The 13,283-nt window shown below is 67.8% G+C and carries 8 protein-coding genes; all 8 read right to left on the bottom strand.

The genetic code is table 11. The features are described 5' to 3' along the window. Window positions 1–5 precede the first annotated feature (5 nt). Window positions 6–563: a TetR/AcrR family transcriptional regulator gene (locus tag ASF34_RS09950; RefSeq protein ID WP_056147816.1), complete on the bottom strand. Its 558-nt coding sequence runs from the start codon at window positions 561–563 to the stop codon at window positions 6–8. Between the two features lie 120 nt (window positions 564–683). Next, entirely contained in the window at window positions 684–1,727 is a 1,044-nt protein-coding gene (locus tag ASF34_RS09945) for an LLM class flavin-dependent oxidoreductase (RefSeq protein ID WP_056160820.1), read from the bottom strand. 1,187 nt (window positions 1,728–2,914) lie between these two features. Next, a complete protein-coding gene (gene bcsN, locus ASF34_RS09940) occupies window positions 2,915–3,919 on the bottom strand; it encodes a cellulose biosynthesis protein BcsN (protein ID WP_056160818.1) in 1,005 nt (334 codons plus the stop codon). Next, a complete protein-coding gene (locus ASF34_RS09935; RefSeq protein WP_056160816.1) occupies window positions 3,916–5,946 on the bottom strand; it encodes a hypothetical protein in 2,031 nt (676 codons plus the stop codon). The genes bcsN and ASF34_RS09935 overlap by 4 nt, the downstream gene beginning before the upstream one ends. Beyond that, the gene (locus ASF34_RS09930; RefSeq protein ID WP_056160815.1) at window positions 5,931–7,112 is read right to left on the bottom strand and encodes a glycosyl hydrolase family 8; all 1,182 of its coding nucleotides are present in this window, start codon (window positions 7,110–7,112) and stop codon (window positions 5,931–5,933) included. Before ASF34_RS09930 ends, ASF34_RS09935 begins: the two co-directional genes overlap by 16 nt. After that, the gene (locus tag ASF34_RS09925) at window positions 7,109–9,643 is read right to left on the bottom strand and encodes a cellulose biosynthesis cyclic di-GMP-binding regulatory protein BcsB (RefSeq protein ID WP_056160813.1); all 2,535 of its coding nucleotides are present in this window, start codon (window positions 9,641–9,643) and stop codon (window positions 7,109–7,111) included. Before ASF34_RS09925 ends, ASF34_RS09930 begins: the two co-directional genes overlap by 4 nt. An 11-nt stretch (window positions 9,644–9,654) precedes the next feature. After that, complete coding sequence (bcsA, locus tag ASF34_RS09920) at window positions 9,655–12,117, bottom strand: UDP-forming cellulose synthase catalytic subunit (RefSeq protein WP_056160811.1); 2,463 nt, start codon at window positions 12,115–12,117, stop codon at window positions 9,655–9,657. 287 nt (window positions 12,118–12,404) lie between these two features. Next, entirely contained in the window at window positions 12,405–13,154 is a 750-nt protein-coding gene (gene bcsS, locus ASF34_RS09915) for a cellulose biosynthesis protein BcsS (RefSeq protein WP_018041773.1), read from the bottom strand. Window positions 13,155–13,283 lie beyond the last annotated feature (129 nt).

Genomic DNA, 13,283 nt, shown 5'->3' with positions numbered 1-13,283 from the left:
CCTCTTCAGCCGACCTTGCCCGTGGTGAGGACGCCGCGGGCCGCCGCCAGCACCTCCTCGCTGAGCGCGTCGTCGTCGATGGCGCGGGCCAGGGCGACGGCTCCGATCATGAGCGACAGGCTCGCCAGGGCCCGCTGCCGCCGCCGTTTCGCCAGGGCCGCGGGAAGGAGGCCCGTCATGCGCTCGATCAGGTCGCGTGCACCATGGAGGAACCGCGCCCGCAACGGAGAACCGGGCGCCTCGCGCGACACGTCGTTGACCATGGCCGCCAGCGGACAGCCGACGCCCGGATTTCGAACGTGACCGAGGGTCAGGTAACTCGCCATCCATCCGTCGAGATCGTCGGGGCGCCAGTTCTGATTGGCGGCCAGATCGAACGCCTCGACCGCCAGCGCCTCCTTGCTGGCGAATTGGCCGTAGAAGCCGCCATGCGTCAGGCCCGCCGAGGCCATGATGTCGGCGACGCCGACGCCGTGCAGCCCACGCTCGCGGAACAGGGCGGCGGCGACCTCGACGACCCGTTGCCGGTTCAGCTTGGCCTGCGCCTGTGACACCTTCGGCATCGTCAGATCCTCCTGCTTGACCCTCCGACATATAGATGTTCGGCCTCATGCAAAAGGGACATCACGATGCAACCCCGGGGCGGAGGATGAAAGTCGCACCTCATCCGCCGTCCCACGGGCTCACCGCACGCGCGGCAGGATCTCCTTCGCAAAGCGCCGCATCTCGGCCTCGAACGGCTGGAACTGCAGCATGAACAGGTCGATGCCGGCGTCATGAAAGGCGCGGATGCGCGCGGCGACGGTCTCGTAGCTGCCCACGAGCCCGGCCGCCGTGCCGCCATTGGTGCCGACATGCTGGGCCGCTGCCGCATCGGTCTTGGCGAACATCACGCTCGCGGCGTCGGTCCGGGCTCTCGTGGCATTCCGTAATCCCTCGTCGCGCCGGGCCAGGGCGAGGAGCCGGGCATGCTCGGCCTGCGCCTCGGAATCCGTCTCGCGGGCGATCACGAAGGCGGAGAGGCCGTAGCGCAGGGGCGCGTTGGCGGCGGGCCGGCGCGCCACGTCCGCGATCAGCGCTTTGACGTCGTCGAGAGGCTGTCCGTTGATGAACCAGACATCCGCCCGCTCCGCCGCCAGGGCACGGGCCGGCTCGGATTCGCCGCCGAGATAGATCGTCGGCCGGGGCCGGAAGGTGCCGGCCGGGCGCAACTGGTAATCCTCGATCTGGAAATGCCGGCCTGCGTGGGTCACGCGCTCGCCCCGCATCAGGCGGTCCACGAGGCCGATCCATTCCTGGCCACAGGCGTAGCGGTCGTCATGGGGCGGGAAGGGCAGGCCCGCCCGCTCGAACTCGGCCTTGTTCCAGGCATTCACGAGGTTGAGGGCGAAGCGACCCTCGCTCACATGCTCGATCTGCAGGGCCATCTTGGCGAGCACGACCGGATGGTAGAGCCCGGGCTTGATCGCCGCGATGATCTCGATGCGACGGGTCAGGGCGGCGAGCGCAGCGGAGGCCGTCCAGGCTTCCAGCTGGTCGCGCTCGTCGTCGTAAGGGTTCGCCGTGTGCTGGGCCACCAGGACCGAGTCGAAGCCCAGTGCCTCGGCTTCCAGCACCAGAGCCCGGTTGCGCGTCCAGCTGGCATCGTCCGGCTCGTCCGGATCGTGGTGGGACGCGCGCGAGCCGTGGACGGCCGCCCAGATCCCGAAACGGGGTGCGTCACTCATGGGCCTCGCCTCACCCGCTCGACCGGCGGAATCGTACAACGCCGGTCGCTCCGACGGACGAAGGCGTGGACCGGCGGCGGCCAATCGGCGTCCAGCCTGACGCGCGGCGTGTCGTCGGTCATCATCGTCTCCAGAACGGAAAAAGGTCCGGCGCGAAACGAGACCCGGCTCAAGCCACGACGAAAGCTTGGTCTCGACTGCGGATCGTCAACCAGTCCGATGAGGAACCACGTTGACGTCCCATGTCTTAGCGAGATGAGTTAGCCGTTCGCAAGAAAATGGTTTTTTGAATTTCAGTGCTTTCGCGGACGAATGTTTTCCAGGTTCTTGCCGACAAGCCGGCGACGCTTGCCGTCGTCGAGAGGTGTAGAACGGTCGACCAGCCTCAGGTAGACCGGTCGGATGACGCTCGGCTGCCGCAGCCTCGATGAATAATCACTATCGATTGATCGTCATTTTAACATGCGCCCACAGCTTCTATGTTATTAGAAACAAATATTGAATTCATATGAATAATATAAATATCCAATTTATAGATCCATCAAGATATACAGGAGGTCAGATCCTAAGATTAAACCAAGGACATGACCCCAAAGACCACTGCCCCGATCAGAACGACTTCCATCGCAACGCGACAGACCAAGATGGCTTGGATGGTTAAGTGATCGGCAAAATGACGACTCGGCTCGGGCAAATGCCCCTTGTCGAAATGCTGCATTGCCAATATTGCCCCGACGCAAAATTACCGACTAAATTTCAACAATCCATAAACCATTCTGTACCCTTTTAAAGACCCGGCGCCGATGCACGCCTAGGTTGAATATATTGATAATAGATCGTATTGGTGTATGGCGACACCTCATGACGAGGCTATTTCACTGCTCGTATCGTCGGACCACCACGAATATGACCAGGCGAACACTGGATGCAGGCGGTCACTCATTCATAACACGATAGATAGAATGGCTATTCGACCCTCTATTTACTATTATACCCACGACAGGTACAGCAAGCGGCCGGTCAAAGCACATCATCAGGTCGGGACGATTCGGCAGCGATGCATGCGCGCACCCCACGAGCGAAGAACGATCGGTTCAGGCTCGTCGATATGATGCGGCAAGAGGCTGCCGGTCCGGCATTGACTGCGGATAGGGCTATCGGGGCGAGATCTATCCGTGTGACTATCGTTACGGCGGCGGACGATAGGCTCGCAGGGGTAGGTCGGGAGACAGACGGTCTTCCGTTTCCTCGCTTCTGGGCGCGGGTTTGGGTGCGGCGACGGGAACCGTGGGCGCGAGGGCGGGCGCGGTATCAGTAATGTACCGCGGTGCCCCGGCGGCGGGACCGGCCGGCAGGGGCACGGTGGCGGTGCCGACGGCAGGCTGTGGAACGGTCGGGACGCTGCGCTCCACGGCGGGCGACAGGGGCACCCGCCGGTTGTCCTCGGCCTTCTGAGCCCGCGCGTTCGGCCGCTCCATGGCTCCGGGAGGCTGCGGATCCGCCTTTGAGGGTTTCTCGACCGCTTTCGCGGCCTGGGCGGAGGGACGCTCGCGCCGTGTCTTTGGTGCTGGCCGGGTCGACACGCGCGCTCCGCCGCCATCGCGTCCGGCGCCGATGGAGAGGTGCATGCGTTCGACGCCGGAGACGAGATCCGCCAGGGTCGCGGTGGCCGTCCGGCACAGGCTGACCCGCAAGGACGCCGCGCGCTCGGTGCTACCACCGAACAGGCTATCTGGAGCCGATCGCCCGCCCGATCGCGGGGCGAGGTCGATCCATTGCCACGCGTAAAGGCAATTGCTGCCCACCGCGAGGCCTACGGGGCCGTAGGCGTTCCGCTTGGGCACGGTGGAGACGCGCATCACTTCACCGGGAAACCGCGCCAGAAGCTCCGCGGCGATCCCGAGGCGCGTCGGCTTTCCCATGGACAGAGCCGGGCCGAAGCGGGAGCCGGTATCGGTGCCGTTGCGAACGCTGATCTCGGCGTAGTTGCGCGCCCCCCCGGCATAGGTGACGCGCTGGGCGTAGCCATCGCGAAACGCGGTCTGCGCCACATCCGCGATGCGGCCCGCGCCGGGGATCTCGACCACGGACTCCGCCAGCGCCGCCCGTGTCGTGAGCACCAACGGCAGGAGGATCAGGGCGGTGAAAACGCCGGATCGCGGGGCGGCTGCGGACCGATTGGAGCGGATCATGGACGTTGCATCGAACTCGGCGCGGTGTCGGGGTTATCGTAGCCGCGGTTGGCGGCCGGAGAGTTGGGCAAGGTGAAGCGGTCCGTCTCCGACGCCGCCCGTTCCTGCGGGGCACGGGTTCGCGCGGCCTGCTGGGCTCGCCACATCGTGCCCTCGCCCGGCTCCGACAGGGTGGAGGACCGCTCCGAGCCATCATAGCCCGGCATCAGGTTGAAACCATAGCTCTCGTAGGGCATCGGCCCCGCTCCGGATACCCGGCGCGCCACCAGCGGCATGGTCTTCGATACGGGCGGCTCGGCGAGGAAGGCCCCGTCCTGCCGATCCGCCACCACCCGCGCCAGGGACGGGGGAGCGTAGCGCAGGGGGTTCTCCGCCGGCACCGCGAGGGGGAACTCGCTGCGCTGGACCGGCAGGGGCTTGGCCTGGCCGTCCCCCGACGAATCCGGTTTGGGCACCCGGCCATAGGCGGCGGTGTTCCGCGCAGGCGCGGCCGGGGCGGAGGCGGGGGCGGGCGCCCCCGGTGCCGGGCGCCCGCCCTGGGGCGGGGATGCGTCCGCCGTGGCCGCGCAGGCCAGGGGCGGTCCGGCCGGTCCCTCGCGGAACAGCAGATCCACCACCTTCGGGAACAGGCCGTCATAGCGGTTGACGATCGTGAGGTAGTCCTGCTTCCGCTTGAGGCGCTGCAGCGACAGGGCATAGCCGGTCACGGCGGATTCGCTCGGAAGCCAGGCCACCGCGTGCTGGAACCACTCGAGCGCGGCCTCGAACTGGCAGGAATTGTAGGCGTACCAGCCCAGCGCCTCGGCCCCCTCCCCCGACGCCGTGGCCAGGGTCACCTTGGCGTAGCGGTTGATCCGGTCGAGGTCGATGAAGCTCGGATTGGCCTGTGTGAGCTTGCGGCCCATGAGGTCGATGAACAGGATGCTGTTGCCGACATATTTGTCCCGCCACGCATAGGCGACCTCCTCAGCCTCCCGCAGCATCCCGAGTTCGCGCAGGGTATGAGCGAGGCCGTGGGCGATCATGGCATCGCCGCCACGGCTGATGGCGAGCTTGAACCAGTCGAGGGCCGCCCGGAACTGGCGGTGGTTGTAGGTGTACCAGCCGAGCAGCCCGGTCTGGCTCGAATCGCCGGAGGCGCGGGCATAGGCCTGGAACGCGGCCATATCCGCCGGGCTCGGCTCCTGTGCCGGTGCACCGTGGAGATCGGCGACGATGCGGGCGCGGGTGATGTCGTTGGCGATCGCCTTGAACTCGGAACCTCCCTCGGCATCGCCGCGCCCCATGGCGATGAGCTTCTCCGCCATGGTCATCGGCAGGGTGGCCATCGCCTTCTGGATCGTGGCCAACCGCACGCCGGTGTCGTTGCTGGTGTCGAGCACGGACTTGTAGAGAGCCAGAGCCTCGGCGGTGCCCCCCTCGGAGGCCAGGGCCTCGGCGGTCGTCCAGTAGCTCTCCACGTCGCTGGGATCGAGGGCGGAGGGGTCGGCCCGGTAGAGGGCCACGATGTCCGCCGTCTTGCGCGCGGAGGTCAGGGCCTTCAGGCGACTGCGGAAACTGGCGCGCAGGAGCTTGCGCGACAGCTCGTCGGACGGGCGCCAGTTCGGGTCCGCCGCGCGCCTTGCCGCGATCGCCGCGTCGAGGTCGTCGAAACGCCCGGCGGTGAACAGGTCCCAGAGCGGCGCCTCTTCCGGCGGGCTCGGCTGAAGGGTGTCGAGATCGGTGGGCTCGACCCAGCCGGGATAGAGCTGCTTCAGCCGGGCGGCCTCGGCCTTCATCCGTGCCGTCTGCTTCTGCGACGCATAATAGCGCAGGGCGCTCTCGTCGACCATGCCGGCGGCCCCGGAACTGCCGGGCGCGGCGATGATCGCGGGCGCGCGCGCCGCCTCGTCCGGGTTCTCCGTCTGCGCCGCCGCCGGGGTGACGAGGAAGAGACCGGCGCCGCATAGCAGCGCCAGCCGGCGCGCGCGCGCCGTCGAGGAAGCGGTGACCGGCCTTTCCCTCACGCGGATCACCGTGCCGGACATGACAGGTTCCTCATCTGCAGCGCCACCATCGACAGGAGGTGCAGCGTCGTCGGGTAATAGTTCTCGTTCCCCTGCGGCCGTCCGAACCCGTCGGGCAGCGGCGTGCCCTTCCTGTCGCACAAGAGCAGCGCCGACAGTGCAGTGTAGCCGCTCTCGCTCAAGGACTCGACCGTCCGGCCGTCGGCGGTATCGACGATGGGCAGACGTTCGCGGTCGGGACCCGACCAGAGGGCGACGAAGGGTTCGTAATCGCTGGGGCGCCCGACCCCCGCCCAGACCATGTAGAGCGGGATACGGATGGCGTTGTAGGAAAACAGCGGCGGGAAGCCGTCCGCCGGACGCGGCTCGTCGCCCTTCAGGGAGATCCATTCGGTCGGCAGCTTCGCCGTGCCGAAGCGGGAGCGGCGGATCAGGTTGAGGCCGCTGGCGGTCAGGGCCGCCCAGTCGAATTCGGGAGCCACGATGGGGAGACGGGCGAAGGCCGGGAACACCCAGTAGGAGAGGTTGATCAGCGGCCCGTCCGCGCGCTCCGCGGCGGAGAAGCCGGAGACCGCCGGCAGCAGCAGCGCCCCGTTCTTGTCCTTGAACAGGATGGTCTTGCGCGCGACCTCCACGGCCATGCGCCGCGCGGCCACCCGGTACGAGGGCTCGTCCCAGGCCTCGGCCGCCTCCGTGAGGGCCCAGGCGACGAGGACATCGCCGTCGGAGGCATTGTTGAGATCGGCCACGGCCGGCCGTTTGCCGGGCTCCCAGCGCCAGGCCATCAGCTCGTCGGAGCGGACCATCAGGTTGGCGCGGGTCCATCCCCACAGCCGTTCGAAGGTGACCCGGTCATTGGCGGCCACGGCGAGGAGCATGCCGTAGCCCTGCCCTTCGCTGTGGCTGATCAGGCCGTTGGCGGTGTCCACGACGCGGCCCGCCTCGGTGACGAAGCGGGACCGGTAGGAGCGCCAGAGATCGGGGTTCTTGAGCGAGTCGACGAGAACTGTCGCCTTGGCGGCTCCGGGCATGGCATCGCCTTTCGCGCTGGGGGCGCCGGGGATCGCGGTGGCGGGCGGGACCGGCGAGGCGCCGTCCTGCGCCCTCGCGGGACCGATCCAGGAACTCACGACGGTCAGCGCGGCGCAGAGCGCCAGGCCTGGGAGGGGACGCATGGTGCGGGTCATCCGTTCTTCCGGCCGATATTGCGCACCAGCGATGTCGTCGTCAGGCCGAGGAGCAGGGCGAGACCGAGGGTGAGGGCCACGTAGATCGCCGGGTTCATCGACAGCCACCCGGCGGTGACGAGGCGGATGTTGGAGAGGGAGCGGGTCTTCGTCTCGATGAGGTCCACGTTCCTGGCTCCCACCGTCTCCAGGGAGCCGTCGGACGCATCGAGGAACGCGAAGCGCCCGTCGATCCGCGACCAGACCTCGGGATCCACGAGGCAGGCCATCGAGGCCTTGAGCAGCAGGGCGTTGGGGGCGGTGACCACGGTGACCGACCCGTCGAAGCCGCTCGGCACCGCCGCCTTTGAGGGAAAGCCCTGGGCCATGAGCAGGCTGGCGCCGGGGGGGACGGTGACGGTGGCGGGCGTCGACGGTGCCGCGCTGAACAACGCGCGGGGATCGCCAACGAGGGAATTGACCAAGGCCCCCGCCCGCTCGACGACGCCGTCCGCCGCCTCGAGGAGGGGATGGCGCGCGCGCAGGGTCTCGTCCCATTTGGTCACGAGATCCCCATCCGACAGCCTGGCCTGGGGCGCACGCCGCGTCTCTCCGGCCGAGGCCACGGGAGGGGGCGATACCGGCGCCGGGCGCAGGATCAGTTCGGGAAGGCTGCAGCGCGGCGGCAGGTTGCGGCGAAGCCGGTCCAGGGTCGGCGCCGGCACCGAGCCCGACTGACCGGGAGCCCGCGCCGTTTCCGCCCGCGCCTGCCAGATCGACTTGATCTGGTCCGGGTCGAGGCCCAGCCCCGACAGGGTCGCGGGTGACAGGGAGCGCACCGGGCCGACGACGAGGGTCGGACCGGACGAGCCGCCCTGCAGGTCGCCGGCGAGTTCGAAATCGATCATCCGCCCGGCGGCCCCCGCCAATCTGGCGGCGAGGGTCGCGGCGGCGGCCACCGTATCCTTGTCGAGGGTCGGCAGGACGAGCCGCGGCCGGCGCTCCGACTTGACGAAGGCCAGGGCTCCGCTCGTCGTCGCGGCGAGGTCCGGGATCCTGGCCGCGCGTGCAAGGGTGGGGATCGACAGGCTGGCACGGTCGAGGATCAGGAACCGCTCCCGCTTCGAATCCGTGGCGTTGAGGCCGCAGGTCTCGTCCGCCGGGGTGGGAACCTGGGCCATGATCGCGACCCGGTTGAGGCCCGGACGCCACCGGGCGAGGGGCAGCGGGATCGTGTTGTTCTCGAACACCTCGCCGCGGGTCTGGGCCAGGGGCACGCTGGCGGCATTGCTGCCGTTGAGATCCACGAGGATGCGGGCTTCCGAGGTCAGGCCGGACGCGTAGGCGCCCGCCAGGTTCAGCATGACCTTGCCGTAGTCGGCCGGCAGGAAGTCGGCCGGCAGGTAGACGTCGAAGGCGGTGCGCAGGAGCCGACCCGAGAATTCGCGGGTCGAGACGCCGAGGCTCTGCAGCGAGACCGTCTCGTCGCCCTCCATGACGGTGCCGCGCGCCAGGGAGGCGGCCTTCAGGCCGGCCGGGGTGCCGTAGACCTCGCCTCCCCGCGCCAGGGACGCGATGGCCTCTTCGATCTCGGCATAGCTGGTGCCGCTGACGACCAGGGTCGGCGCCCGGTCCGGGCGCGGCGGCAGGACCACCAGCCTCGGTCCGCCGGTGGCGCCGATCGATTCGAGATCGGGCATCTCCCGCAGCTCCGCCGCCGTCCCGACGATGAGGTTGAGGCCGGCCCGACCCGTCATGGGCGGCCCGAACTCGACCACGGGGCGAGCGATGCGGCCGATGAGGCCCACCGCTTCCACGGCGTGGATCATGCGTTCGAGCCGGGGCAGGTTCGGCTTGTCGTTCGCCACCACCCGGACCGGCAGGGCACCGCTGTCATCTGGTTCGAGGGCGGGGAGATCCTTGAGTTCGAGGCTGGCGGCGGCGACCGGCGCGATCACGAGGCCTGAGCGCGACGGGTCGATCTGCGTCCAGAGCTCGTATGTGGCGTTGAGCGAGCAATCGACCCGGTGGCGCTGGCTCGCCTGCAGGGAGACGGAATTGTAGCCGAGCTTGAGGCTTCCCTCGGGTATCTCGAACTCCACCACCTTCACCGCGCCCGGCGCCTGGATGCTGGTGCGGCCGACCACGGCGCCGTTGACGCTCACGGTCAGTTCCGAGGCTTCCGGCGCCACCGAGATGGCCGAAAGGTAGGAGATGCGCAGGCGCGGGCGGCCCCGCGTCTGAGCTTCCGTCAGATAGACGGGAAAGCGCAGCGTCGCCTCCTCGCCTTCCATCCGGAACCCGTCGGTGGTGGCCGCCAAGCGCCGCGCCGGCGCGATCCTGGCGGCGGGCGTGTCGCGCCGGGCCTCCTCCGGCGGGGGACTGGCGCGGGGCGGCGGCGGGGCCTCCGGGCGACGCATGGCATCACCCACGGGGGGGACCGAGAAGCGCTCGGTCGGCCCCGATCCGAGAAAACTCTGGGCCCGGCTCTCAGGCGTCGACACGACGAGGCCGAGGGCGGTGAGGCAGGCGAGAATGCGAACGGACTGCATGGCGATCTCCCTCACGTCCGCACGAGTGGGTCGCTGGACCCGCGGTTCGCCTGCTTTCCTGCTCCTTCGAGAAGGCGGTCGTTCTCGAATTCCAGCATCAGCCGGACCCAGTCCGTCGCGGCCTCGCTGCCGGGAATGCGGCTCGATCCCTGGCGGACGACGAGGGGATTGTCGGACGGGCCGGGCGGGGGGGTGGGAGGCGTGTCTCCGGGAGCGGTGAAGGGCGCCGGGCGCTGGGCCAGGAGGGGGGCCTTCGCCTCCGGTTTCGGCAGGACGGCGGGTGCCTTCGCGGCCGTGGATGCGGCCTCCTCCGTCGAGGCATGCCCGGCCTTGAAGGCATAGCTCGCCGCGCGGAACGGCTCGACCAGGCCCCACCAGATCAGCTGCAGCGTGCCGGAAAGGATGTTCTTGTGCCTGCGGCGGCTCTGCTGGAAGCGCAGGAGAGCGCCGGCATCGCCGTACATCAGGCTCGCCAGCGCCCCGTAACCCTTGGGATCGAGGGGCTGGAACTGCAGGGTGACCACCACCTCATCGCCCGATTGCGTGATCTCGCCGATCTCCACCGGCAGCGGGACCTGCACGGGCGCGCCGTCGATGGGAACCACGGAGAGCTGGCCCATGCGGTGGGTGCTCCCGGCCCCCGGCGGCAGGCCCTCGGCTCCGAAACGGATGGTGCAGCCGAGCGCCGAGGCGCGCTCGATGGCCACATCGAGGGCACGCCCCCCGAAGACGAGGCGTCCTTGCCGGTCGATCGCCAGCGAAGGGCTCGCCTCGGTGGTCCGGCGTTCGGCTGCCACGCCGAGGGCCACGCCGGCGGTGAGGAGGTTGAAGAAGTTCCACAGGCCCACGACCAGCATCAGGTTAGTGACGCCGGGCTCGAACAGGTAGCGGTAGAGGGCCGTGCCGCAGCCGATGAGCAGGATGAAGTAGACCGCGAAATAGGGCCAGGCCATGGGCGAGAGATGGTCCTGGTCGAGGGCGGCGCCCTTGGCCGTGACGTTGAAGGTCGGCTTGCGCGGCGACACGATCACCGAAATGATCGCGCGGAAGAGATAGAGGCCCTGGACGTATTCGTAGAGCTCCGAGACGAACGGCCAGCGGAACTTGCCGTAGACATAGTTCTGCATCATCAGGTTGATGACGATGTAGGTCGCCGTGTAGGCGATCGACTCGTCGACGCTGGCCACGAAGATCTTCAGGTCGAAGAAGATGTGCAGCATGGGCGCGAACATGAAGATCATGCGCGGCACCGGGAAGAACCAGAACGTCATGCTCGACAGGTAGGCGAGCTTCTGGATCGGGTGGAGCCCACGCTTGAACAGCGGGTTCTTGAGCATCAGGATCTGGAACATGCCCTGGCACCAGCGCGAGCGCTGGCCGATGAAGGCCACCAGCGTGTCGGGCTGCAGGCCGGCGATGAGGGGCGTGTCCACGTAGATGCTGTTCCAGCCGCGGGAATGCAGCTCGAAGGCGGTCTCGCAATCCTCGGTGATCGTCACGCCGGAGAATCCGCCGGCCTCGTCCAGGGCGCGCCGGCGCAGGAGGGCGGCCGAGCCGCAGAAGAACGACCCGTTCCACTTGTCGAGGCCGCGCTGCGTCACCGAGTAGAACATCTCGTTCTCGGATGGCATGCGGTCGAAGGTGCGCAGGTTCCGCTCGATCGGGTCCGGATTGAGGAAGGCGTGCGGGGTCTGGACCAGGAACAGGCGCGGATCGGCGGCGAAATGCCCGATCGTCTCCCGCAGGAAGGAGCGGAACGGAACGTGGTCCGCATCGAGGACGACGATGATCTCGCCCTGGGAATGCTTGAGGCCGTTGTTGAGGTTGCCCGCCTTGGCGTGCTGGTTGCGCGAGCGGGTCAGGTAGGTGACGCCGAGCGCCATGCACAGGGCCTGAAGCTCGCTCCGCCGCTGGATCGCCTCCTGCGCCTTGGCCGGGTCGGGATCGGCGCATTTCTGGTCGGTGCCGCCGTCGTCGAGCAGCCAGACGTGGAGCTTGTCGGCCGGGTAGTCGATGAGCTTGGCCGCCGACAGGGTGGTCGAGAGGATCCCCGCATCCTCATTGTAGCTCGGCACGAAGATGTCGACGGTGGGCAGGTCCTCGGGCGCGCCCATGGGCGGCGTGCTGCGGCGCAGGGGATCGGCGTTGATGATGAGGCTGATGAAGAGGATGAAGACGCAGTAGAGTTCGCCCAGCAGCAGGACGAGGCCGAACCCGAAACTCACCGGATCGGATGGGGACGGCAGCGTGTTCGTGACGCGCCAGAACATGTAGCGCAGGACCACCAGGCTCCCGAGGGCCAGGAAGACGAACCGCGCCGGCGGGTTGTCGAAGAAGATCCACAGCACGATCATCGCCGCCATGGCGCACAGGCTCATGGCGAGCTGATCCTGCGTGCTGATCGGCTGACTCAGCAGAGCGAGTACGGCGACCGTGGACACCAGCCACACGGTCCAGCGCAATGCAGATCTCAAAACGAGTATCCCTCTGGGGGCGGGCAATGGGTCGACGTAGGCAAGTATCGCGCGGCTGGATGAAGCTGTCGTGAGGAAGGATGCTTAACTTCGCAAATCCCGAAACACGACAGAGCCCGGCGGGCCGCGCGCACAGAGTGCGGCTAACCGGTTGCGATTATCTTGCCAGGCTCGAAATAGAGAAATCGCGTTTTTAATGTGTCGTTTTGGACAGGACCGGCCAGCTGCGACGCCGCGGCCATGCACGAGAGTGCGGTGCACCAAAACGGAACACCGCCTGTGCGACGTCAGAACGCTGCCCGGGCTTCCACGCTGGAGTAATAGCCGGCGCCCTGGATCCGGTCCTTCACGTAGCCGACGCCGACGGCCATCTTGATCGGGCCGATGGAGAAGCCGGTGACATGGGCGCCGATGCGATACTGGGTGAAGAAATTGTCGCCCAGGAACATCACCTCGGGGCCGATATACACCCCGTCCGCGACCATGTATCCGGCGCGGAAGCGCGTGTAATAGGCGCTGAACTGCGTCGAGTAGGAGCCGTAGGCCGAGACCATCGTGTTTTCCGAGGGTCTGGCATAGAAATTCGCGGCGAGCTTGGCACCGACGCCGGTTCCGACCACCGGGTTGCCCGGATCGAGGATCGAGAGCTGGTTGCTCCGCACGTTGAAGCCGACGAAGCCGGCCAGGGCGGCATCGCGCCAGATCCACTCGTAGCCGGCGCTGAGAGCGGCTTCCTGCTGGTAGCCGTCGACCCGCTGGCCCACCCCCTGACCGGGATAGCTGTAGGTTCCGGCCACGGCCTCGACCCGGACGCGCGGGCCGCTCTGAAGCAGGGTGCCTTCCGTCGCGAAGGTGCCGGTGACCGAGCCGAAGGCCGAGCTGTTCGAGGTCACCGCCGCCGAGGCATCCACGGCCGTCGTCCAGGCATCGTCGCGGGCGACCGGCTCGGCACCCGTGTACCAATCCGCAGCCTGCGCCTGCATCCCACCGAGGAAGGCGGGGATGAGGACAGCGGTAAGACCTGCAAAGCGGTTCATGGCGGCACGACCCTGTTGTCCCGACGCGCCCGGATGCATCCCTCAGCGGGTACCGTTACCATCGACGCTGGTTCCTTTATGTTGCGTCAACGTTAACTGGAACCTAACAGAATCCGAGAATTTACGGCC

Origin of the sequence: Methylobacterium sp. Leaf106, assembly GCF_001422895.1 — a bacterium.
Taxonomy (GTDB): Bacteria; Pseudomonadota; Alphaproteobacteria; order Rhizobiales; family Beijerinckiaceae; genus Methylobacterium; species Methylobacterium bullatum.
This window is presented reverse-complemented; position numbering and strand designations above follow the sequence as displayed.

Coding starts and splice junctions, on each gene's coding strand:
- ASF34_RS09950 (WP_056147816.1), bottom strand. CDS start 563: ATGCCGAAGGTGTCACAGGCGCAGGCCAAGCTGAACCGGCAACGGGTC.
- ASF34_RS09945 (WP_056160820.1), bottom strand. CDS start 1,727: ATGAGTGACGCACCCCGTTTCGGGATCTGGGCGGCCGTCCACGGCTCG.
- bcsN (WP_056160818.1), bottom strand. CDS start 3,919: ATGATCCGCTCCAATCGGTCCGCAGCCGCCCCGCGATCCGGCGTTTTC.
- ASF34_RS09935 (WP_056160816.1), bottom strand. CDS start 5,946: ATGTCCGGCACGGTGATCCGCGTGAGGGAAAGGCCGGTCACCGCTTCC.
- ASF34_RS09930 (WP_056160815.1), bottom strand. CDS start 7,112: ATGACCCGCACCATGCGTCCCCTCCCAGGCCTGGCGCTCTGCGCCGCG.
- ASF34_RS09925 (WP_056160813.1), bottom strand. CDS start 9,643: ATGCAGTCCGTTCGCATTCTCGCCTGCCTCACCGCCCTCGGCCTCGTC.
- bcsS (WP_018041773.1), bottom strand. CDS start 13,154: ATGAACCGCTTTGCAGGTCTTACCGCTGTCCTCATCCCCGCCTTCCTC.